Genomic DNA, 1,505 nt, shown 5'->3' with positions numbered 1-1,505 from the left:
GTTATCCATCGACTACGCCTCTCGGCCTCGCCTTAGGCCCCGACTCACCCAGGGCGGATTAGCCTGGCCCTGGAACCCTTGGTCATCCGGCGGAAGGGGTTCTCACCCTTCATTCGCTACTCATGCCTGCATTCTCACTCGTGTAGCGTCCACGGCTGGATCACTCCGCCGCTTCACCCGCTACACGACGCTCCCCTACCCATCAACACGCCTGGACCCCACCCCGAAGAGCAGAGCCGAGCAAAGTGTCAATGCCACAGCTTCGGCGGTGTGCTTGAGCCCCGCTACATTGTCGGCGCGGAACCACTTGACCAGTGAGCTATTACGCACTCTTTAAAGGGTGGCTGCTTCTAAGCCAACCTCCTGGTTGTCCATGCGATCCCACATCCTTTTCCACTTAGCACACGCTTAGGGGCCTTAGCTGGCGATCTGGGCTGTTTCCCTCTCGACTACGAAGCTTATCCCCCGCAGTCTCACTGCCGCGCTCTCACTTACCGGCATTCGGAGTTTGGCTGATTTCAGTAAGCTTGTGGGCCCCCTAGACCATCCAGTGCTCTACCTCCGGCAAGAAACACGCGACGCTGCACCTAAATGCATTTCGGGGAGAACCAGCTATCACGGAGTTTGATTGGCCTTTCACCCCTAACCACAGGTCATCCCCCAACTTTTCAACGTTGGTGGGTTCGGTCCTCCACGCAGTCTTACCCACGCTTCAACCTGCCCATGGCTAGATCACTCCGCTTCGGGTCTAGAGCATGCGACTAAAAACGCCCTATTCAGACTCGCTTTCGCTACGGCTACCCCACACGGGTTAACCTCGCCACATGCCACTAACTCGCAGGCTCATTCTTCAAAAGGCACGCCATCACCCCGAAAGGCTCTGACGGATTGTAGGCGAACGGTTTCAGGTACTATTTCACTCCCCTCCCGGGGTACTTTTCACCATTCCCTCACGGTACTTGTCCGCTATCGGTCACCAGGAAGTATTCAGCCTTACCAGGTGGTCCTGGCAGATTCACAGCAGATTCTAGGAGTCCGCTGCTACTCGGGAACACCACAAAGAGGCTAGACATTTTCGCTTACGGGGCTCTCACCCTCTACGGCCGGCTTTCCCACACCGTTCAACTAACATCTAGCTTTGTAACTCTTCACCACACTGTCAGATGTGATAAGTGGGTCCCACAACCCCTCATGCGCAACCCCTGACAGGTATCACACGCACAAGGTTTAGGCTACATCCGCTTTCGCTCGCCACTACTCACGGAATCACGGTTGTTTTCTCTTCCTACGGGTACTGAGATGTTTCACTTCCCCGCGTTCCCCTCACATGCCCTATGAATTCAGGCATGGATGACACGACATGACTCGTGCCAGGTTTCCCCATTCGGACATCCTGGGATCACAGCTAGGTTGGCAGCTCCCCCAGGCCTATCGCGGCCTCCTACGTCCTTCATCGGCTCCTGGTGCCAAGGCATCCACCGTTCGCCCTTGACAACTTAACCACA

1 rRNA gene is annotated in these 1,505 nt (G+C 56.1%); it reads right to left on the bottom strand.

The annotated features are described in order from the left end of the window. Positions 1-1,502, bottom strand: a 23S ribosomal RNA gene (locus IEZ13_RS46045); the annotation flags it as partial. Positions 1,503-1,505 lie beyond the last annotated feature (3 nt).

The sequence above is a fragment of the Actinoplanes campanulatus genome (assembly GCF_014647795.1).
GTDB lineage: Bacteria > Actinomycetota > Actinomycetes > Mycobacteriales > Micromonosporaceae > Actinoplanes > Actinoplanes campanulatus.
The sequence above is the reverse complement of the archived record's forward strand: the minus strand, read 5'-3'. Positions and strand labels throughout refer to the sequence as shown.